This is a genomic window from Peribacillus sp. P4_D6 (genome assembly GCF_056401795.1).
In genome coordinates this window covers 41,139-64,073 of record NZ_JBFUIQ010000023.1, presented here as the reverse complement: position 1 = coordinate 64,073, position 22,935 = coordinate 41,139, and the positions used below count along the sequence as shown (strand labels likewise).

The window sequence follows — 22,935 nt, the reverse complement described above, 5'->3', positions numbered from 1 at the left end:
GAAATCAATGGCATGAGTTCGTTAAAAATCTTTTCCTCCCCTTATTTTTTCTTAAGGGGTACTCTATACTGTAGGGTATGATTGATGTTTGGGAGGTAGAAGAATGTCTAATGATCAGTGGATTTTAATTATTGACGATGAAGAAGATTTGGCACGTCTCATGGAGACAGTTTTACATAAAGAAGGTATCCCCAATATTATTACGGCGGGGACGATTGCGGATGGGTGGGCAAAGTTTCAGCAGTTCGATCCATCACTAGTCTTGCTGGATATCATGCTGCCAGATGGTGAAGGCTATGACTTATGCAAGCAAATTCGTGAAGTGTCGAATGTGCCGATTTTATTTTTGTCGGCAAAGGATGAGGAAATTGATAAGCTTTTGGGGTTGGCGATTGGCGGGGATGATTATATTACCAAACCATTCAGTCCGAAAGAAGTTGCCTATCGAGTAAAGGCGCAGCTTAGGCGGGCGGGCTATACAGAGGAAAAAACCTCACCGAAAAGGTTGCAAATTGGTCCATTTGAGCTTAGTTCAAATGAAAATGAAGTGAAAAAGGATGGCAAAACCCTTGAGCTGACAGCTAAAGAAATCGGTCTGATGAGCTGTTTTATGCATCATCCGAATCAGATCTTGAGCAAGGAAACTTTGTTTGAACATGTGTGGGGCGATGATTTCTTTGGCTCTGATAATACAGTGATGGTCCATATTCGCCGTTTACGCGAAAAAATCGAAGCAGATCCTTCAAAGCCATCTTTTCTAATAACCGTTAAAGGGCTTGGTTACAAATTACAGACCAAGGGTGAAACAAGATGAAGTGGAAATTGACACGGCGCTTTTTAGGATCCGTTGTGACAATTGTCGTAATCGTAGGAATCGTAAATACAATTTTACTTTTATGCTTACTCTTTGTTCATTTCGACACGGAAGAGGAATCTGCGGAGAACTTTAGCCGATCTTTTTCACAATATGTTGAACTAATAGATGACAAACCAAAGGTAAATGAAGAAGGACTGGAAAAACTGCGGAACACGAACGCCTGGATACAATTTTTGAATGATAAGGGTGAACAAGTAGCAGCCTATTACACACCTCAAAAATTGCAAACCGTATATTCTCCAGTTGAAATCGTCCAAATGTATAAGTATAAAGAAATTGATGCAGAGACGACTGTTTTTGCCGGCGAAGCTCGTGATTTCAGCTATTTTGTAGGGGTTAAAGATCGAGGAATAGGCCGATATGTACTGTCCTATAATTATGTTCACATTTTAAAGTACTTCAACATCATACTTTTACTGTTTTTAACGGTGGATATCATTATTGCCCTAGTCATTGGACTATTATTTGGTAAAAGATTAACGACACCACTTAACACTTTAATTGAGGGAATTCAGCAGCTTCGTGAAAGACGTTTTAAAAAGATGAGTATACCAAAAGGCGTCTATGAAGATGTATTTCACAATATGAATGAACTATCGGTAAAGTTAGATCAGTATGAAAAAGAACGTGATCAACTCGACCAAATGCGTGAGGAATGGATTAGCAATGTTTCTCATGACATGAAGACACCACTTGCATCCATCCATGGTTATACAGAATTGATGAAAGACAATGCCACTGAATTAACACCACAAGAATTGTATGAGTTTACATCCATTATTAATAGACAGTCCGTATATATGAAAAATCTGTTGGATGATCTCAATTTAACGATGCGTTTACGCAACCAACGACTTCCCTTGCAATTTGAAGATGTAGATATCGTTGGGTTTATAAGAGAAATGACGATAGAGCTCTTAAATGATTCACAATTTGGTGATCGACAGGTCGAATTTGAGGCAAATGTGGATAAAGCAATGCATAAAGTCGATAAAAATTTACTGAAACGGGCAATTTTTAACTTTATCTACAATGCGCTCGTACATAATGATGAAAATGTCGTCGTGAAAATACAAATTGATGATATTCATCTACAATCAGAACATCATACCCAGATTACCATTGCCGATAATGGCCGCGGTATTCCCTCCAAAGATTTGGATCAGGTTTTTGAACGCTACTATCGAGGTACGAATACTGCCAGTAAACATGGGACCGGCTTAGGAATGGCCATTGCAAGGGACATTATCCTGGCTCATAAAGGTAAACTGGATTTGACTAGCATTGAAAATAAGGGAACAACCATCACGATACTTATATAATTTATTTTTGCTACAGAGAAAGGGCTGTCCATAACAGACAGCCCTTCTTTCCTATTTATTTTGGTTGTGCCTTTTTTGGAATATCCTCAAATTTCACTTCATCATATGACGAAACTTCATCACCATTTTTCACGTACATCTTTAAGTAAGCATCTTTTCGAAGATTTTTTTGTGCCGTGAATTCAAGCGGTATCGTTTCACCATCTGCATTTTTGGCGTCAAGTTTATAAGAATAGGAAGTCATCACTGTACCATCATCCAGTTTGGTTTCATGCTGCACCCCATCCTCTGTAATTTGCAAATAATAATTATCGGCATTCATGCGATTAAAGTCAATTTTAGTAAGCGCGAATACTCCTGCCGCTCCAAGTATGAACAATATGCCAACTACCATAAAAAATTTCTTCATTTAGATCATCCCTCTGTTTTATTATTTTGTGTGATAATACGATTATAAGAAGCTACCGTTAAGATATAATACAGACCGTAAATAATCGTATAAGCGATCATCCAGATTAATACAGGTTTTGCCAGATTCATCATCAATAACCCCGAGAAGGCTTTTAACGCAACCGCACTGTGCAATAGCCCGACTGCCAGCGGGACGAAAAAGATTACAAACACTTGGGATGCAATGGATTTCCGCATTTCTTTTGCGTTAACGCCCATTTTATGAAGCATATTGTATTGTGATTTATCTTCCTCAGCTTCCGTTAGAACTTTAAAGTAAATGATACTGCCTGTTGCCGCTAAAAAAACCAGACCAAGAAAACTGCCGATAAAGAGCAATGATCCTACACTTTCAATGCTTGCTTGAAAATCTTGAGGCGCACTGGAAAATAGAGCTTCTTCAGGTATTTGTTTTGATATTTTTTCAGATAAATCCACGGAGGCTTGATCAACACCGATAGCACGATAGTTCAGGGCTTCCCCTTCTTTTTGCAATGATTTAAATTGATCATTCGATACAACCACTGCAATGCCTGCTGTTTTGGCATTTAAAACCGTTTGTGTTTTAAAGCTTTGGAATGTTATCGCCGTGTTGTCTTCTGTCCTTATCGTCTTGTCCCTGTATTCAGGTGAGAATCTTTTGTCATATCCAATATCTAAAATGACTGCTTTGCCATGATTCACATGCAATGCTTCCTTACCTTGTACATCTGCCAATTTGTTATATGTTCTTTCATCGATTACCGTGTAAATCCTTTTATCCGAGTTATCGAATGCTGATTCCTCGCTAAGTTCTTTCGTATTAAATGTGATAGATAGTGCTTCAACATTTTCATCATACTTTGTATCTGGCAATATGGCGGTGACTTGATGATCGCTTTTTACATCCGTTTGCTGATACATGAAGGTATTCGGATCAACGGTCATAACTTGGTCATTCGCGTTGTAATAAAGACCATAGACCGCACCTCCAGCCGTTACCGTTGTAGCACTTAACACCGCAATTACGGTCAATGTCCTTGCATTCCCCCGAATGCGATAAAGCAATTGCGAGACCGTCATCAGATGCAGGCCTTTCCATAGCCATTTTTCATTTTTCTTGATCACGGCTAACACAAAGCCTGTGACGCTATGAAACAATAAAAATGTACCGGCAATAACAGTTGTCAAAATAATGAGTGCCGTCATCAAAAATCCAATCTTTTCCCACACTTTAGAAGTAAAAAGATCTTGCATCGCCAACCAATATCCGATGACAATCAGGAAAATTCCCAGAAAGGCTACAATCATAGATGGGTTCGGAGCCGCTTCCCCCTTTTTCGATGCATGGAAAAGATCAATTAGTTTAAATTGGTAAATTAAACGATAGCCCTGGAATGATGTCACCAAGAAAATAATAAGAAATACGATAGAGGTGTTCAAAGCTGCAGATCCTGAAAATGTAAAAGGTGCGATGACATCATAGCCCATTAAATAGATCAATATCGTCATGAACCCTTTTGAACATAGAAATCCAAGTAAAATCCCTACAACTAATGAAACCAAGCCTAGCAATAGATTTTCAAAGAAGAGCATAAAGCCAATCTGGCGATTACGTACGCCAAGCAATGCATATAATGCCACTTCTTTTTTACGCTTTTTCATGAAAAATGAATTGGAATAGGCAATAAAAATGGCAACGAAAAAAATCAGGATGACGGCCGCACCACTCATTAATGAACCTAATTTCTGTGATGAAGCCGTTTGTTCTGCAACTGCATCACTATATTTCAATGTTACAAATGTGAAGTAGATGATAATGCTAAATACCATGGATGCGATATATAAAAAATATTGGGAAAGGTTCCGGGCAATATTTTTTCTCGCCAGACTAAATAACGTCATCTACCTCACCTCCAATTGTTGCAAGGACATCCATGATTTCTTGGAAGAAAGCTTTACGTGATTGGCCACGACGATAAATTTCTGTTGAAAGTGTACCATCCTTGATGAAAATGATCCGCCGGCAGAAGCTTGCGGCATATGCATCATGTGTCACCAACATGATGGTGGAATTATTATTTTCATTTAGTTCACTTAAGCTTTCCAGCAGACCTGTTGCAGATTTTGAATCAAGTGCACCTGTTGGCTCATCTGCCAGGATCAATGCCGGCTCTGTCACAAGCGCTCTGGCTGCAGCTGTTCTTTGCTTTTGCCCACCGGAGATTTGGTATGGATATTTAGCTAATAAATCTTCAATCCCAAATACTTTAGCAATACGATTCACCAATGCAGTAATTTCTTTCGCTGGAATTTTCGCAATCGCCAGTGGCAATAATATATTTTCCTTCACAGTCAATGAGTCTAGCAAATTGTAGTCCTGGAAGATGAAACCCAGATTTTCACGTCTGAAATCCGTTAAGTCCGCCCCTTTCATATCGTGAATGCTCGTATCATTCATATAAATTTTCCCCTCAGTCGGCGAGTCGATAGTTGCCAACATATTGAGCAATGTCGATTTCCCCGCTCCAGAAGGTCCCATGATTCCTACAAACTCCCCTGCATGAATGTCAAAAGATATATTTTCCAACGCCGTATAGGCAGCGCTTGATTTACCATATGTTTTTTTTATATTTTCCACTTTTAATAATGGTTCCATTTGTTTCACCTCTTCAGTATTGTTGATACATTTATCTTACATGCTCATTCTTACAGCATCTTTGTGCCAACCTTACAGCAAGCTTAAATCCATCAAAAAAACGCCTTCCACTTATGGAAGACGTTAAAGTAAAAGTATTTAACTTTGCTTCAGAAGCCTGCGGTCGATAACAAAATTACCAAATGGAATGAATGAAACGATGAAAATCATCGCCATTTTTAAAAAGGACCATTTTGATATGATGCTCACATAAAGTAATAAAAGCCCAAACACGACAAACAGGAAACCATGGATGCTGCCTAAAATGAGTGTTGCTTCCCCAATATCCAATATGTACTTAATGGGCATACCAATGGCAAGCAATAAAACATATGAGATTCCCTCAATTATTGTAATAAACCGAAACCATCCAATAGCTGTCGAAAACATTCTCTCATCCCCTTATTGTACAAGTATGGCATACAAATCCAGCTTCCTGTCCCAATCCAAAGCCCGTTACTCTATCATATAATATTACGGTGATACCCACTAATAAATAGTACCAGGTTTTCCTAAAAGTAGAACAACAAAAGAAGCCCAATCAAAGGATTGGGCCCTTAACAAAGTAGGTGAAATTTTACTTAAAGATGTTCAATTCCGAAACCAATTGGCTCCCTCATCCATGTGCACGAAGGGAATATCCGTATCAATTACACCTTTGATTTGTCTTAAATCAACATCTTCCCCTTCGAGCCATTTTGCAAAATCTATGGAAGTCGGCTCTTGGTTCCCTCCCAAGGCAATCCAAGCTTTCATCTCTTTAGGTAAATAAGCGGATGTATGAATCGTTCCCGCCCAGCTGCTATATAAATCCGAGAAGACACCTTGATTGGTATCATTAAACAACCGATAAGCATCGTAGGCTGAAGAAAGTTTCCCTTCATGATCTTGGATGATCTCCAATCGGCGTTTCGAATCGATAAGATGGTTACGGTTTTCATTTTTCATGATTTCAAAGTGATTGGTACAGGCATTTGACGTGCGCACCTCTACATTTCTTGGGGAGGTTTCCACAATATAGGTACTTCCGCTTTTATCATAGACGACGTAAGTGAAAGAATGACGATGCGGGATTTCCTTCAACATCGCCACCGCTTCCTGAACGTCCGCACAAGATTCAACAATCAGTCTGCCAATCATGCAGCAGATGAAACCATCACCAGGGTTCTTGCGATTCATGAAGTTATAGCCTATCACCAACCCTTTTTCGTTCATTCCATCCATCCGGCCAGTCCCTCGCTGACTAGGGCCGATACTTGAATACCCTTGATCGGTTGGCTGGAATAAGACATAGCGTCCTTCATAAGTCTTCGGGTGGTAATCATAATTGCGAATGAGATAATCATTGCCTGTCATGATCGAACAGCCCGACCGGACATAATCCAATCGGTATCCACCGAACTCTTGCAGTACGCGGTCCATTGGCCATTTCAACGCTTCTTGCAACCCCAGTAATTCTTCCCAAACTCCAGGGGCGAATTGTGTAATGGCTCTCTTGACCTCTTCTTCTTCAACTGTAAACCTCGGCTGCCTGATCTTCCATTGATCTTCACGGTTCTTTACCGTTAGTGAATCTTTTAATTCCTCCCCTTGCATGTATCCAAACTTATAATGTGTACCCCGAAATTGTATGACATCACTATATATTTGCTTCACGGCTTATCCCTCATTTACAGTAGTAGCTATTCAAATTAAGGATACTTGAACTATTGTTGAAAATAAAGAAGATAAGCCTGGAATCATGTCATTAGTTGAGATATCAAGGAAGTATTTTGCCGTTATCTTACTATTGATGGAGACACGAATAAAGGCAGTGTAACAGATAAAAAGCATCTTCATAAATTAGGAAAACAAGCGGTTTTTTCGTGCTATATTAGTTATAATATAAATTTTTGAAATAAAGGAGGGGCTTACTTTGAAGGTACTCATTGGAACAATACTTTTATCAATTAGCCTTTTATTTTGGTCTTTTTCTAATTTTGACAATTACTATCCAACAAGAGAATTTATACATGTACATATAATAGTTAGTATCGTTGCCATTTATATATTACTGTCATCATTAATACAATATATTAAAAATCCAAATGAAAAAATATAAAAATGATGCCCCACTTATACAATTGGGGGATATCTCCCCACCCTGTTTAAACCATCTGAGTATTGCTGTACACTGATAGTCAATTCCTCACAACAAACTTTTTACTTACGGAATAAACTAAATTTATTTAATTTGTTATAATTTAGCCCCTACTCTAGATGAGTAAGGGCTCAGACTATTGAAAACGTATAAATAAAAAAGGCGAACTTCTCAGTTCACCTTTCAATCTACTTTTTCTTCTTTAATTTTCTACTGACTGTTTTTACGATCTTCACAATAATAAATACCACTACAACAAGAATAATGATATCAATTATACCATTTACTATATTAATACTGTGCAATGTCTTCCACTCCTTAAAATGCGTATTATTAAATGTACCAGTTTTAGTTTTAGTAGCAACTTGTACATACGCATCGGTATATGTGTATACGACTACTAATCCAGTATATTTAACTGTTTTATCCATACTAAATTCTTCTTTGTTAATGAATGATGCTATACAAGGTGGATAATTGTTTTCGTGCGCATTGAATAATTTCCTTTTTACTTTAATTTTCCAATTCTATCGACTCTGTGGATAATCTTATTCTCTATCTTGAATAACAACTCTAAAGGAACCAAAAGTTTGTTGACTCTCATAATTATCAGCATTTACTTCATAAGGAAATGGGAAGGCGATGAGTTGGAAATTATTTTCTCCTTCAACGTCGGGTAGATTAAAATCAAAAAGATGTCTAGTTTCTGGTGGAACAGTGGTATATAAGACGTCTGTGTTATCTCTAACTGCAACTTGTTCCCAATCTTTTAAAGCTATTATTGCATATCTGATCTCAGCATTTGTCTCATTTCCGGCAGAGAACTTAAGTTCCTTGCCTTCTTTTTCAGTCATAATTGATTGCAACTTTTCCTGACTATTTGTGATAGATATATTTTCATTGAATCCATCCTTTACAATAGCATCAGGTTTTACTTGCTTTACTTTTTTTGCATCTTTCCCGCTGTCAGCTTTGTTGATGGAATACCGCATACTTAAAACTTGTTCTAAAATCCCTGCCCTATTTAGGTCGAGCTCCTTCAATTTATACTCTGGCTTTTGAACGATTACAAAAGTCAATTCACTGGAATCGGAACGAATGGGAACAGAAATTTTGAAGTTTCTGGAGGTGTTAGGTTTCGCATCAAAGAAAAATTTATTTACTTCCTGCCCCTTATTTTCAGCTTTGAAATTTACTTGTTTATAATCTTCAAAAATAAGTAAAGCATACTTTCTGTACTCATCAATGTCATTGTCTACTGAGGCAATAACTGTCACTTCATTGTTTTTACTATTAAGTGCACTTCCTTCATCGATAAGTTTACCATTCAAATCTTTCAAACCATACCCAACCGAACCATACTCAGCCGCATTCGTTTCTTTGCTTTCTTTTTCAATATCATCATTATTAGACGTGCTTAATCTTAATTCTTTAGGTGGAGATGAAGCATAAAACCAGTAAAAAACCCCAAGCAATATCAAGACAGATAATGCAGCTATGTAGTATTTTTTCATAAAACCAATCTTCCCCTAATTAAAAGAGATATGCAATGAGCATATCTCTTCATTATTTTTCTACTACCAATTACCAATAGGCCTTTGTTTGACCATTAACAGTTTTATACCCTTTAAAAGTATGAGTCCCAATAGCAAAATCATTCCTGAAGTATATTTAATCGTTCAATGTTTTAACTCCAATATAGTCCGTCTTTGTAGAACTTGCCGATTTAGTTTGAATAAAGAACCATCACCATTAAAGGTTTTAGCTCGTGCGTAAATATAGTCCTATATCTTATCAGAAGATGATTTAGCGACTGCATAATTAGTCGATAAAATTGGGTTGTATGTACTTAAACTCATAAGAACTTTATTCTTTGCTAGGATGGTACTACCTGTACCATCTGGTTCTTGAGTAAATGATGTTTCTTGTGAATTTACCAGACCTTCAGTTTCAGCTACACTTGCCCCCGTAGCAGAACCTAGTATTGATAAACCTCATGCTGTAATAATGACCTTTTCAACTTCAATATAATAGCCTCCCCTCCGTTTAATATTTTACTATATAAGTAAATAAAATTAAATTTTACCAATGGTTAATTTTAGTGAAATAACATCCTTGGATACAAATTAATCCTTTAATTCATAAAGCAAACAGACAAGGAATTGAAGTTAATCAGATGTGGAGAGACTAAGTTGCCACCACACATAATAAACCAAATAAATACCTAACCATGTAATCTCCTCTTAAACTCGTTATTTACAACATAAGTTGTAAATAAGATAAGCCTTTAAATTTATGAAACAACTCACCACCCCGTACCTCCTTCATAATCTGTAACTAGGCACATTTATGAGGGGGACGAATCATGGAGATGGAATTAACGGCACTCCATTGGATTTATGTTGTATTTATTGCATTGATAATCGGGTTTATGGTAAAACGTCGTGATACTACCCTCATCTGCATAATTGGTATTTTCCTTTTGGCTTTAGTGGCTACAGGCAGTTTAGCCTCTTCCATAAGCGGGATATTCAACAGCTTCATTTTCGCAATCACGGAATTAATGTCCACGATATTAATCATTTCCATCATCGTTGCCATGAGTACGGTTTTGACGAAGTCGGGCATTAATGATGTCATGATTGCACCATTTGCGAAATTCATTAAGAACCCTACACTCGCCTTTTGGGTAATTGGAATCGTCATGATGGTGATATCCTGGTTTTTCTGGCCATCACCTGCCGTTGCCTTACTTGGTGCAGTCCTGCTCCCAGTTGCCTTACGGGCTGGCTTACCTGCACTCGGCGTGGCGATGGCGATGAACCTTTTTGGTCACGGAATCGCATTATCAGGGGATTTCATCATTCAGGCTGCTCCTAAACTAACCGGTGATGCGGCTTCGATACCAGTCGGTGATGTCATTGCTGCGAGCATCCCCCTTGTCATTACGATGGGGGTCGTCACTACCCTCTCCGCCTTTATCCTTTTAAAGCGGGATATGAAGCTTGGAAGAATCAAGGCGGATAATGAGGGATTTGTCCAAGATCAAACAATCAGTGAAAATCTGCTTACACTGGGACAAAAGAAGTTTTTTGCCGTCTTCATTCCGATCGCCTTTCTGTTGGATGTTGTGGCATTGTCGATTTTGAAGTTGCAAGGCGGAGATGCCACCGCGTTGGTTGGCGGGACAGCGGTTTTCATTTTGCTGATTTTATCCCTTGTCGCACATAAGCAGCAAGGGCTTGAAAAATCAACGGCCTATTTGATCCAGGGTTTTCAATTTGGCTTCAAAGTATTCGGACCCGTCATTCCGATCGCCGCGTTCTTCTATTTAGGTGATTCTGGATTCAATCAGATCATCGGTGACTACTTACCGAAAACATCCCTCGGCATCGTCAATGACCTCGGTGCCGCATTGGCGGCCTCCGTTCCTTTAACGAAAGAAATAGCCGCCGTCACATTAACCGGCATCGGTGCCATCACCGGCTTGGATGGATCGGGCTTCTCAGGCATTTCTTTAGCGGGATCTGTCGCTAAACTCTTTGGCACGGCAATCGGAGGAGGAACCGCCACCTTGACTGCACTCGGGCAAATAACAGCGATTTGGGTTGGCGGAGGTACCCTCATTCCATGGGCACTGATTCCGGCAGCTGCCATATGTAATGTCAGTCCCTTTGAACTTGCCCGCCGGAATCTGATTCCGGTAACCATTGGTTTAGCAGTGACTACAATAGTAGCAATGTTTCTCATTTAATCGAATTGCGCCGATTTGTGTGGACTCCTAAAAGGAGGTTCGATTGTTTTTTACTTTTTTATAAGGATGGACCCATCATTGATTGAAGAAATTAGCACATTCCTGCCGAATAACTGGCTAGCCGGGACCCCACAGGCGCTTCCGTCGAGGAAGCTTAGCAGACAGTCGGCCGTATGGGAGTGGATTTCTGAAAGCAACTGGAGCTTTTTAAATTTGTCTACAGTAAAAAGGACTGAAATAATTCAGTCCTTTTTAGATGAAGATTGGGTTTCATTGGTATCCAAACGGATGCTTACATTAGAGCAAGTTTTGGTCAGTCCGCTCTCTTAAATCAAGACTCCACAACGACTATTGAGTACATACTCTTGAATGATTTTTAAAACGATATCCTGGTTTTGCTTTATATAGAAATGATCACCCTTTAATATATGCAAGCCTTCAATATGTTCAATGTATTCATTCCAGCTTTCGATACTTTCCTTCGTCACGGTATCATTCGATCCCAATAGCAAAACGGCTTTGTTTCCCACCTTTTTCTCGCGTTTTTTTTCATGGTGGTAGTTGGCTAATACATTCAAGTCCGACTGGATTATCGGAAGGAATATATTCATGAAATCTTCCGTTTCCAGGAGTTCCTTGTTTGTTCCCCCGATTTTTTCAAGCGATTGTTTTAAATGTTTTGTATTTGAACAATCTATTTGATCTACTTTATATTCTGGGGATGACTTACTTGAAATGAATAAATGTTCAACTTTATTATCATCTCTCTCTTCTAATTTTGCCGCAATTTCATAGGCTACGATCGCACCCATGCTATGTCCAAACAAAGAGATGTTTTCCAGTGAATTCATTTGATGTTTCGTTTCCATTTCCTTCAATAATATATCCGTTAAATCCGTCATATGTTCACATAATGGTTCACTATATTTACTGCCATGTCCAGGGTATTCCAGCGGGATTACCTCTATCACATCATCATCAAATTTCCATTCTCTATAAAAAGATGCACTTCCCCCAGCATAAGGGAAACAAAAAAGTGTTTTCTTCAGTCCTTCCATCCCCCTTCTCTTACGATCCATTATTTCAACATGTACTTCATAAAGCTTTCAACATACCTTGAATCGATTTCCGGCATTTTCATTGATAGCAGTTCCATTTCCTTCTTGGTTTTTCCTTGCAGGATTTCCGACTCTTTTAATTTTGTTGATTCATCTATTAACTGGGACAAAGCACTTAATGAATGAATCTCGTTAGATTGTGTCTTTTCTTTTAAAGATTGTAACCATTCTTCCAACCCCATATTGGAGTAAGGTATTTCATTTTTTTCGAAGAAGGAGGTCACGAATTCACTTGAAACTCTCTGATCATTGAACATATGATAGATTCCGAGCTTCTGATTCTCTTTCAATCTTGATATTTTGTAAATAAACTCACTTACAAAATCGACTGGCATCAATTCAAAATGAATTTCCTCTTTAAATGGCAATATCCTTTGTTCAATAAATGATTCAAAAACCTTGTACAACATATCCTTCTCGTTCCAAACCCCATTTGAATTAGATGAAATCCTGCCTAACCGGAAAATATCGATTGTCAGTCCGAGTTCCCTTGCTTGAAGAAGCAATTTCTCGGCAACCCATTTGGACTGGCTGTATCCGATCATTAAATCAGGGGAATAAACCAATTCGTCTTCCTCGTCCCATTTCCTTTCTCCGGTCAAGACAGAAAGCGTTGATGCATAATAAATGTTTTTACGATTGCATGATGAAGCAAACTTAATGACTTCCACTACACCATCCACATTCGATATTTTTGATTTGCTATACGGCTCGAAGAAATTCGTTTCAGCACCGACATGATACACATGAGAGACATCATTGCTTAATTTCTCATATGTCACATCATCCAGACCGAAATGATGTTTACTAAGATCCCCTTCAATGACAACGATTCTACTTACGAATTCATCCTGCCAAAGACCATATTTCATTAAAGTATCTTTCAATCTATTTCTCGAAGGAAATCTAACCAAACAATAGATTTTGACATCTTCCAATTCCAGTAATAATTTGTTTAATAGGTGTGCTCCCAAAAAACCTGTTCCACCTGTAATCATCATATTTTTTTCAATTTGAACGGGTTTAGCGGATATTTCCCTTATTTTCTCCATCAATTCTCGATCGAGCACGGAATCCTTCTCCATCACTGCTTCCATGCTGCAAGAATAATCGACTTCAAGTGCTTCAACGAATTTATTCACTGTATTATTTTCCAATAAGATTTGTAAAGTGGCTTCAGGAAGTACCGTTTCCTTCATTACATAGACCAGTTTGGTAGCTAAAATGGAATGGCCTCCATGTTCAAAGAAGTTGTCGTCCAATCCTAGACTTTGATTTCCCAATACATTTCTCCAAATCTCCAATACTTCTTTTTTCTTTCCAGTTTCCTGATTGGCTAAGGAAGTTTTATTTTGCCCGATCTCCATTTCCAATAATTTCTCTTTATCGACTTTACCGTTGGCATTAAGCGGGAAATCATCCACTCTGACAAAAAAGTGGGGAATCATATATTTCGGCAATTCATTGTTCAGATAATCTTTAATATCCTTTTCAGCGTTTTCCGCTTTTTCATCTTCATGTTTGTAATAAGCGATCACATAATTTTCATCATTGATGTTTTTAACAGCAACGACTGAACTTTCAATCTTCATGTATTGATCAAGCTTGTCTTGAATTTCATTCAGTTCAATTCTAAAACCGCGAATTTTCACTTGACTGTCTTTCCGACCTTTATACAGGATCTCACCATTTCGTAACCGGATGCCATGATCACCTGTTTTATACCACTTCGTCTGATTCAAATCATCCTTGATCAACGCTTGATCCGTTAATTGCGGCTGATTTAAATAGCCTCTCATGACCCCTTGACCGCCAATGTAGATTTCGCCTATTTCCCCATCTGCTACCTCGACTAGTCCTTCAGATAGAATCTTGATTTCTACATTGCTCAATGGTTTTCCAATGGGAATAACATCTGCATCTTTTTCTTCGACCTCATGACATATGGCAAAAGTGGTGCATTCAGTTGGTCCATACCCATTAATCAAGGAGAAGTGACCGATTGTTTGCTTCAATCTCCTCACATGGGAAACCGAGATTTTATCTCCGCCAACCACAATTTTCTTTAATCCTTCAAAAATCATAGGATCCTCATCTACCATTGCATTGAAAAGACCTGTCGTAAAAAAGGCTACATCCACCTTTCCAATGGATATCGCTTCTTTCCAATCATCAAAAGAAGTGAACTCATTCGGCATCAGGAATAAAGTCGCTCCATTCAATAAAGCTCCCCATATCTCAAAGGTTGCGGCGTCAAAGCATGGGTTGGAAAATTGGGCCACTCTATTATTTTCATTAATTTCTAGTATTTCAGAGTTCAATACTAAATTGACTACACTTTTATGCTCTATCATTACACCTTTTGGCTTTCCAGTCGTACCTGATGTATAGATGACATATGCGAGACCATTCTCCGAGGAACGGTTAACGGGGATATGGCAGTCCCTGCTTAGTTCATTCATCTCAAATGGAATTGGTTCAATATCCAATTCCATTAGCTTTCCTTCTTGACCTTTAAACGATAAGAAGAACTTCATATCCGTATCTGCAAGCATATATTCCAATCTTTTTAATGGGTACTTTTCGTCGATTGGAACATAGCAACAGCCTGACTTTATTATGGCAAGCATCCCTATGATCAGTTCAATGGACCTTTTGCTTGGAATGCCGATCATTGTTTCTTCTTGAATCCCCAGATCAATGATCCTTTTGGCAAGCTTATCTGAAAGCATGTCTAGTTCTTTATAAGTAATTTGACGTTCATTTTCGCAAAGTGCCGCTTTTGATTGATTATCCTCCACGATTTTTTTAAAAGCTTCAGTTATTGACATCAATTTATTCGTCGTCATCGATTTACTTATCATCGGGCCCCAACTTTCAAGTGATTTATTAATTTCTTAATAGATGGCAGTGTTTCATTTTCTGTTAGTTTTAAGAATATTTCCTGCATGGAATCCATAAAACGTAAAATTTCATTTTCGGAGAATTTACTGTCTTTATAAATGATCTTATAATGCAGCTTGGTTTGCACTACAGCCGCAGAGAACGTAAGATCAAAATTGGTCGATTCACTTCCGACTGAATTTTCGATCATGATTCGCGAATCCTCTGCCGATTCTGTGCTCGGATAATTTTCGAATACAAATATATGTTGGAATAATTCCTTATCCCAAGGAATTTCAGCGTATCGCTTTATATCCGTAAGTGCACTGAACTCATACTCTCTCATTTGTAATTGCTTGTTTTGAATCGCAGTAAGATAGGATTGCAAATCATCATCCCAATCGATTTTCAACGAGAATGGCAGAGTATTGATCAATAAGCCTACAGCTGTTTCAATATGCGGAATGCTGAGGTTCCTTCCCGAGCTTGTCACCCCATAGCATACTGAGTCGCTCTCACTTAGGCACGATAGAACGATGCTCCAAACTCCTTGAACAACGGTATTGATCGTCTTTCTATGCCGCTTGGATAATTCTATTAATCTATCGGTAAGCTCTTCAGGCAGGCTATATTCAATAACTTTATCCGCTGTAAAAGCTTCCTTATCCGTTTTCTTACCTATTAGTGCTTTTACTTGTTCAAAATCCCTTAATTCTTCATTCCAAAAAGCTGCTTCATCCTGTTTATTCATATTCCTGACATGATTCATGACTTGCTTATAGGCAATCTTATGTTCATCACTGTCTTTTACCATATTGGATGGGTTTCGATAATTATCCAAAAAATGATTAATGACGATTTGCAGGCTCCAGCCATCCATTAAAGCATGATGATGTGTCCATATGAATTTATAGCGATGATCCGATAGCTGGATCAAGGTGATGTTCATGAGCGGACCATTCTCTAAATCCATTTGTCTGTTTTTGCTATGCTCTAAAAGATTTTCTATCTTGGATGCCGATTCGTCCTCACTAAACGTCGTTAGATCCACATGATTAAACACATAATAAATGTCATTTAGGATGATTTGGTAACGGTCCCCCAATTGATTGCGCCTGAAAACGGATCTAAGAACGTCGTATTTTCTACAGGTTTCATTCCATGCTTCTTCCAATTTGTCCAAGTCCAGATCACCTAATAAATCAATGGATAGCTGTGAAATATATTCAGGACTTTGAGTTACTTCACTATGGAATAACATGCCTTCTTGAAGTGATGTCACTGGGTAAATCTCTTCAATGTTATTAAACTTATTAATGAAATGGGTAATCGTACTTCCATCGACTATCTTCTCAGCTTGAAAATCCGTTTCGACAATGGAGTCATTCAAATCTGCGCTTCCACTTAAAATATTGTTTAAGTGTACTTCAACTTCTTTACATATCATTTGGTAGTTTTCATTGTTGCTATCGCCAATAATATTCAGCATGAGCCTATTGTTTACTATGCTGGCAACAAAATTGAGCTTATATGGAAATGTATAGTTCAAATCGATATTGCTGCTATTGGTTTGTTCCATATCACCAGTGTTATTAAATTGACCTAGATAGTTGTAACTCACAAGGCTGTCTGGATAGTTATGATTCCTAGTGGAAATATACTTTAGGATTCCAAAGTCAAACCCTTTGTTTGGCACACTTCTTAATCTGTTTTTTGTATTTCTCAAGGTTGAGCCCAAAGACGGCATTCCTTTAATCCTTACTGGATAAATGGAGGTGAACCACCCTACTGTCCTTGATAGATCAATATCATCTTCAATATCCTCTCTGCCATGACCTTCTAAATCGAGCCAAAATTCATCAATTCCCATTATATTGGAAACTGAATGGGCAATAACGGATAATAAAACCTCATCAATCGTCGTTTTATGTTTTCTTAAAGTGTTTTTAATGAGGTTTTGTGTTTGGTCCTCATCCACTTGTATTTTGTACATGTTTTCAAAATCACATGTTTCTCCTAAGCTATGCTTCAGCGGAGAAACTGGAATATTCATTTCCTTTTCCCAATATTGAACGGCATCTTCCGGTAGGCCAGTGTTCTGATACTCGTTCAGTTTCTCGGACCATTGTTTATAAGAAGTCGTTTTTAAAGGCAGTGATGGTTCTTGTCCATTCTTTATCTGTTGATAGCATCTTTCGAAATGATCAAGAAGTATCCTCCACGAAACACCATCAACCACAAGGTGATGAATCACCCAAAAAATCCTTACGTTCTTTTGATCCCTGAATAGAAGGAACTTCATCATGGGGCCATTGTGTATGTTTAAACTTTGTTGGGCGTTTTCTTCCAGCTCCTTAATTACTTTCAGACTATTTTCATCTTTAAAACTGGAAACTTGATACTCATGAAAACCGCATGCCGTATCAGCATTTGATATATTGCCAATATAAGAATCACCATGTTTTTCAAATAATGTCCTTAATATGTCGTGCTGATCAATTAATTTCATGATGATTTGTTTATATTGTTCGGTCGCCAATGCATGATCCTTCATCAAAACTACTGACTGATTCCAATGATGGATATTGTCATGATTTTCATTAAAAAACCAAGATTGAATAGGCGTCAACGGTACATAACCTGATATTTTTTCTTGGACCACTTGTTTTTGTTCCAGCTCATTTACGACATTCCCTAGCTCACGGACCGTTTGGTATTCAAATATATCCTTAGGCGTTATAAATAGATCTTTTTCTTTTGCAGCCGAGCATATTTGAATGCTGATGATTGAATCACCGCCACATTCAAAGAAGTTATCTTCCGGTCCTATAGCGGGATCGTTTAATACATCTCTCCATATTGTCAGAAGCTCTGTTTCAGTTTTGGACAGCTCTTGCACATCCGGCACTTTTTTCTTCCTCTCATCCAACTGTTCCGTCCATTTCGGCAGGGATTTCCGATCAACTTTTCCATTCGGCGTCAAAGGGAATTTATCCAGTTGCATAAAATGAGCAGGAATCATGAAAGCAGGCAGTGTTTCTTTCAGTCTTCTTCTGATTGAATCCACCGAAACCTCATCATCCACCGTATAATAAGCAATTAGCCTTTTATTCTCAAATCCATCTTCCATTGCCGTTACATAACTATCTTTGATTTCTGCTAGTTTTCGTAATGAAACATTAACCTCCGATAGTTCAACACGGTATCCTCTTATTTTCACTTGGTCGTCCGCTCTGCCTATATAAACTAATTCCCCAGCTTTGTTATGCTTAACTAAATCCCCGGTTCTGTATACTTTTTCAGCAGGGTTGAATGGATTGGATATGAATCTTTCATTTGTCAGGCTCTCATTATTCAGATATCCCCTCGCTAACCCAATTCCTCCGACATAAAGTTCACCAACCGCTCCTGCCGGCACTAGTTTCCGGTTTTCATCCAGCACAAGTGCAACCGTGTTAGTCAGTGGCCTCCCAATTGAAACAACGAATTCATCTGTAGCATCCTCATTCGGGGGAAACATTTTAAAACTTGTACACACCGAATATTCAGTAGGCCCGTAGCCATTGAAAAACGATATATGCTTAAACTTTGAAACGAGTTCGACTGGACATTCAGAACCTGCAGATCCCAACACTTTAATCGTGCTCAATTCATTGATTGGCAGTTCCTTCAACACAGCAGGCGGTAAAATGATATGAGAAATTCCTTCACGCTTAATTTGTTCAACAAGTTTACTCAAGTCAAATTGATTTTCTTTATCTACGCTTATATGCAGCTCGGCACCGAACAATAGTGTGCTGAAAATCTCTATGACGGATGAATCAAAATTAAACGTAGCGAATTGCAGCACTTTAGCTGATGTATCTAAACACATCATTTTATTTTGGTTATGAACCAAGTTAATGATTCCTCTATGTTCCAACATGACTCCTTTTGGCCTGCCTGTCGTTCCAGAGGTATAAATGACATAGGCTAAGTCCCGCTGATCCGCAATGTGAAGATTCTCTGTTATTGACAAATCCGATTCATTTTCAATATCTTCAAAATATATTATTTTGGATGGGTCAATCAAACCATTCTTTCCGAGTTCTTTGTGACTCAAGCAATAGGAAATGGACGAATCTTCAACCATGTAGCTTAATCGTTCATTAGGATAATGAGGATCCAATGGAATATACGCAGCACCTGCTTTAATTACTGCCAACATCCCCGTCACCATATCAATTGATCGATTCACATAAATTCCGACTCTTTCTTCTTTAGAAATCCCTTTGCTTAGTAAATAGTGTGAAAGCCGATTGCTCTTATCATTCAATTCGCGATATGTAATGGTTTTGGAACCATCAACAATGGCTACCTTTTCAGGAAATCGCTCAACAATTTTATGGAAGGCTTGTGGGATTGTGTCATTGATCCCCTCAAAGCGAATGGTTTCTCCCTGCCATTCTTCCAATAATACTTTCTCCTGCTTCTTACTCACGACGGATACCTTGTCAATGGATTGTTCAGGCTGATAAGTAATCTTCCTGATCCACTCCAGGAAATTTTCAGCTAATGATTGAATGGTTTGTTCATTGAAGATCCCTGAATTATACTCAAAGGCGAATAATAGCTTATCTTCATATTCTTCTGCAGCTAAACTCAAATCGAATTTTGCTGCCTTTGATTTTATTACTTCAGGCGTTATCTTTATGTATTCACTTTCCAATGCAGCTTTGGCATTATTTTGTAAAATGAAGACGGTTTGAAATAAAGAAGTGCTTGCTAAATTTCTTTCAGGGTTAATGACTTCAACGATCTTCTCCAATGTCATTTGCTGATGATCATAGATGTCGATGATATGGCCTGTATTTCTTTGAAGTATCTCTTCAAATGTTTCCTCATGTCCCAGCTTTAATCTAAAGGGCAGCGTATTGACAAAATAACCTATCGATTTTTCTGTCCCTTCAATCATTCTATTCGCCAAAGGACTACCAACGATGATATCGTTTTGACCTGTATATTTTGCTAGGAAAGACTGGTACATCGTTAGCAGTGTCATGAATAATGTCGAGTTTTTTTCCAGGGAGATCCGCTTTAAACCCTGGAGCTCTTCCCTTGATAGTTCCACTATAAAACTACTGCCATCATTGCGATTTTCTTTTGTACGAACCGTATCTAAAGGAAGCTCCAATTTAGGTAAATCCCCAGATAAGTTTGTTTCCCAAAATTGCGATTCTTCTTTCATGTTATTTTCCAGCCAGTTTTTCTGCTCTAATGCAAAATCCTTATATTGTTTAAAGTCATTTCCAAGGATAAGTTCCTTTTCATTCACTTCACTGTCATAAAACGATAACCATTCATCTAAAAATATACTCACTGACCATCCGTCAAAAACGAAATGGTGGAGATTCACAAATAAAACAAAATCCTTTTCACTCAATTTAACAAGTTTCACTGTCAGGAGAGGACCTTTTTCAATTTCAAAGATTTCCGATTGGACATCGTCTTCAATTTGCAGCATACGAGTCTTTTGCTGTTCGGGCTTTAACGCAGAGAGATCGATTTCATCTATTTTTATGTACAAATCTTCCCTGATTTCCTGATAGCCTTTACCGGCTTTTTCACGGACGGTGGTCCTCAAAATCTCATGTCTAGTAACGACATGATTTAAGGCTTTTTCCAGCATTGAAGTATCCACTCTTCCAGTAATTTTATATTTCTGAGGGATATTATAATTGGCTGTCTTACCGTTGAGTTTTTCGTTGAACCATAAAGCCTCTTGGTTACTGGATAAAACATGATTTTCTTGTTGCGCTTCTATGTGCTCTTTGTCATGATCTGAAATTTCATTAATGATGAAGTCTGTCAACGAATCGATTGTTGAATTTTGAAAAATATTTTTCAAAGTTAGAATTTGATTGTATTCTTTGTTTAATTTGGTCAATAACTTCATGGCTAAAATCGAGTGTCCGCCCATTTCAAAAAAATCTGCATCTTTATCGATTTGACTTGTTGATAAGACTTCCAAAAATGTCTTTTCCACGAAAGATGAAACGACCTGCGTTTCATTTCTTGGAGGTGTACTCATTTCCGGAAAGATCTTATGATTTAGCATTTTCAATGTAGGATTTTCAAACAAATCAGCTAATTTCATATTCGCATCAAGTCTTTTATTTATTTTAGACACCATTTTCATGGCTGTTATCGAATGCCCGCCCAATTGAAAGAAATCAGAATCACCATTAATATCGCTGTTCAAGAAAAACTCTTGCCAAACTTCTTTAAGTCCTTGATTAACGGATGTGGATGTGATCGAATGGGCATCCGTTGCTTGATCGTCTTTACTCACATTATTTTTTAGTTTTGAAAAGTCAATATCCACATATATTTCATCAATTTGCTGAGCTTCAGTAATTTGATGGGCAATCTGCATGAAGGCTGATTGGATATCATATACTAGCGAACGCTGTAAGTAGCAGGTATTAAAGTACAATTTGCATGTAATCGTTTCTTTATTATCCTGGGCTTGTAACGATAACGGAAAGCTATGTGACTCTTTTCCGCCTTCGACCTCCCAGTTAATGCTAAAGCCTTCATCTTTCGCTTCCGGATAATTTTCATAAACAAATAAAGTTTCGAAAATCGGATCTTCCTTCTTTAATTTCGTATGCCGTTTGATATCCACTAAAGAAATTTGGGAGTAATCCAGCATATTATTCAATGTTTCCTGGAATCGTTTCAGTAAATCGGTAACGCTGTCTGTATCGTTTATTTCAGCTATCATAGGAATCGTATTAATGAGCATCCCAACGATTTCTTCCGATTTGAATAAGTTGTTCGACCTGCCAGAGCTAACGATTCCAAAGACGATTCGATTTTGATTGGACATTTCCTTTAGGACGATTGACCAAATTAACTGCAGTAATACATTAAGCGTTACATGGTTTTTAGCGGCAAATTCTCTTAAAAGCTTACTTTGTGTTTTATCCAGCTCCCAGAAGAGATCATTGTCCTGGTGGTTTTCCTTCACATGTTTCATGATGGGAAATGTGATCGTCGGCTGCTCAATATCCTTTGCAAGCTCTTTCCAAAAACGATTTATATCTTCCGCATCTGTTTTATTCATATACCGGATAAAATCTCCATATTGCTTTGGCTTTTCAATAAGTCCTTTGGAGTCTTTTCCTACAATTCGGCTGTAAATAACAAAGAGTTCATCGATGACTATGCTGGTACTCCAGCCATCCAAAATTATATGGTGATGAGTCCAAATCAAGATAAACTGATTTTCTTCAATTTTCACTAATTGGAGTCTCATCAAATTGGAGTTATTAACATCCATCTCCTGGGATTCGGAAGTCACTCTTTTAATTTCCATTAATTGTTCATGTTCACTCAACTCTGTCAAATCGATCATTTCTGGTTGATAATCCATTGTATTGAAGACAACCTGAACATTATTTTCAATATTTTTAGAGATGACCTTCATTCTTAATGCTTCATGTCGTTCTACAACCTGACTCCACGCCTCGAACAATGCATCTACTTCAAGAGCGCCCGTTATCCTGATTCGCATTTGAGAAATGTAAAGGTTCTCTGTTGAATTGTTCATTTCCAGTTCATAAAGGATTCCTTCTTGAAGCGGAGTTAATGAGTAGATATTCTGAATAGATTTCTCCAATTTTGCGCCTCCCGATTCCATTATCTTCGTGTCATCCATACCCGCTGACTA

At 38.0% G+C, this 22,935-nt stretch carries 14 protein-coding genes; 4 read left to right on the top strand and 10 right to left on the bottom strand.

What is annotated here, in order from left to right; all coding sequences use genetic code 11:
- The first annotated feature begins 103 nt into the window (after nt 1–103).
- The gene (locus AC1DVB_RS10330; RefSeq protein ID WP_095678625.1) at nt 104–814 is read left to right on the top strand and encodes a response regulator transcription factor; all 711 of its coding nucleotides are present in this window, start codon (nt 104–106) and stop codon (nt 812–814) included.
- Nucleotides 811–2,199, top strand: a complete 1,389-nt coding sequence (locus AC1DVB_RS10325) for a sensor histidine kinase (RefSeq protein ID WP_095678626.1) — start codon at nt 811–813, stop codon at nt 2,197–2,199. The genes AC1DVB_RS10330 and AC1DVB_RS10325 overlap by 4 nt, the downstream gene beginning before the upstream one ends.
- A gap of 55 nt (nt 2,200–2,254) precedes the next feature.
- Here AC1DVB_RS10325 and AC1DVB_RS10320 read toward each other — a convergent pair whose 3' ends face one another.
- The 7 genes from AC1DVB_RS10320 to AC1DVB_RS10290 form a co-directional block, all read right to left on the bottom strand.
- Entirely contained in the window at nt 2,255–2,608 is a 354-nt protein-coding gene (locus tag AC1DVB_RS10320) for a YxeA family protein (protein ID WP_063577369.1), read from the bottom strand.
- Between the two features lie 5 nt (nt 2,609–2,613).
- On the bottom strand, nt 2,614–4,533 hold the full coding sequence (locus AC1DVB_RS10315) for an ABC transporter permease (RefSeq protein ID WP_095678627.1): 1,920 nt from the start codon (nt 4,531–4,533) through the stop codon (nt 2,614–2,616).
- On the bottom strand, nt 4,520–5,287 hold the full coding sequence (locus AC1DVB_RS10310; protein WP_057278685.1) for an ABC transporter ATP-binding protein: 768 nt from the start codon (nt 5,285–5,287) through the stop codon (nt 4,520–4,522). Before AC1DVB_RS10310 ends, AC1DVB_RS10315 begins: the two co-directional genes overlap by 14 nt.
- Nucleotides 5,288–5,425: 138 nt before the next feature.
- The gene (locus tag AC1DVB_RS10305; protein ID WP_034305497.1) at nt 5,426–5,716 is read right to left on the bottom strand and encodes a DUF3817 domain-containing protein; all 291 of its coding nucleotides are present in this window, start codon (nt 5,714–5,716) and stop codon (nt 5,426–5,428) included.
- Between the two features lie 201 nt (nt 5,717–5,917).
- On the bottom strand, nt 5,918–6,982 hold the full coding sequence (locus AC1DVB_RS10300) for a C45 family autoproteolytic acyltransferase/hydolase (protein WP_477589163.1): 1,065 nt from the start codon (nt 6,980–6,982) through the stop codon (nt 5,918–5,920).
- 672 nt (nt 6,983–7,654) lie between these two features.
- Nucleotides 7,655–7,897, bottom strand: a complete 243-nt coding sequence (locus AC1DVB_RS10295) for a hypothetical protein (protein ID WP_095678629.1) — start codon at nt 7,895–7,897, stop codon at nt 7,655–7,657.
- 117 nt (nt 7,898–8,014) lie between these two features.
- On the bottom strand, nt 8,015–8,980 hold the full coding sequence (locus AC1DVB_RS10290; RefSeq protein ID WP_328118834.1) for a hypothetical protein: 966 nt from the start codon (nt 8,978–8,980) through the stop codon (nt 8,015–8,017).
- Nucleotides 8,981–9,831: 851 nt separating this feature from the next.
- Here AC1DVB_RS10290 and AC1DVB_RS10285 point away from each other — a divergent pair.
- Both AC1DVB_RS10285 and AC1DVB_RS10280 read left to right on the top strand, forming a co-directional pair.
- Nucleotides 9,832–11,220 carry a hypothetical protein gene (locus AC1DVB_RS10285; RefSeq protein WP_057278682.1) on the top strand — a complete coding sequence of 463 codons (1,389 nt, stop codon included), beginning with the start codon at nt 9,832–9,834 and terminating at the stop codon, nt 11,218–11,220.
- 78 nt (nt 11,221–11,298) lie between these two features.
- The gene (locus AC1DVB_RS10280) at nt 11,299–11,550 is read left to right on the top strand and encodes a hypothetical protein (protein WP_477589160.1); all 252 of its coding nucleotides are present in this window, start codon (nt 11,299–11,301) and stop codon (nt 11,548–11,550) included.
- Here AC1DVB_RS10280 and AC1DVB_RS10275 read toward each other — a convergent pair.
- The 3 genes from AC1DVB_RS10275 to AC1DVB_RS10265 are packed head-to-tail and all read right to left on the bottom strand — an operon-like array spanning nt 11,547 to nt 22,884.
- Nucleotides 11,547–12,278, bottom strand: coding sequence for a thioesterase II family protein (locus AC1DVB_RS10275; protein ID WP_057278681.1), 732 nt, complete (start codon nt 12,276–12,278; stop codon nt 11,547–11,549). The genes AC1DVB_RS10280 and AC1DVB_RS10275 overlap by 4 nt on opposite strands.
- A gap of 20 nt (nt 12,279–12,298) precedes the next feature.
- On the bottom strand, nt 12,299–15,202 hold the full coding sequence (locus AC1DVB_RS10270) for a non-ribosomal peptide synthetase (RefSeq protein WP_477589158.1): 2,904 nt from the start codon (nt 15,200–15,202) through the stop codon (nt 12,299–12,301).
- Entirely contained in the window at nt 15,199–22,884 is a 7,686-nt protein-coding gene (locus AC1DVB_RS10265; RefSeq protein ID WP_477589156.1) for an amino acid adenylation domain-containing protein, read from the bottom strand. Before AC1DVB_RS10265 ends, AC1DVB_RS10270 begins: the two co-directional genes overlap by 4 nt.
- Nucleotides 22,885–22,935: the final 51 nt, after the last annotated feature.